The sequence below is a fragment of the Alkalihalophilus lindianensis genome, assembly GCF_032843265.1.
GTDB classification, from domain to species: domain Bacteria; phylum Bacillota; class Bacilli; order Bacillales; family Bacillaceae_D; genus Alkalihalophilus; species Alkalihalophilus lindianensis.
Genome location: NZ_JAWJBA010000184.1, coordinates 1 through 289, shown reverse-complemented (window position 1 = coordinate 289; position 289 = coordinate 1). Strand labels below are relative to the sequence as shown.

At 48.4% G+C, this 289-nt stretch carries 1 rRNA gene; it reads right to left on the bottom strand.

The features are described 5' to 3' along the window. Nucleotides 1-72, bottom strand: a 5S ribosomal RNA gene (rrf, locus tag RYX56_RS21850); the annotation flags it as partial. Nucleotides 73-289 lie beyond the last annotated feature (217 nt).

The window sequence follows — 289 nt, the reverse complement described above, 5'->3', positions numbered from 1 at the left end:
ATCGGCGCAAAAGAGCTTAACGACCGTGTTCGGCATGGGAACGGGTGTGACCTCTTTGCTATCGCCACCAGACTATGATTCACTTCAGATGATCTTCACATTTCTTCGTCAGCTTCCTCGTTCATGTCCTCACGTATGCTTGATACGCTCTGGGCATTCACTTCGTTGCTTTCTCGAACTGTTCGATCCTCTTTGTGAAATAATTGAGATGATTCTCTCAAAACTAGATAATGCCCACAGGACGTGGGTACCAGGCGTTGCGACAGGACGTCGCGAACTTAGCGTGGTT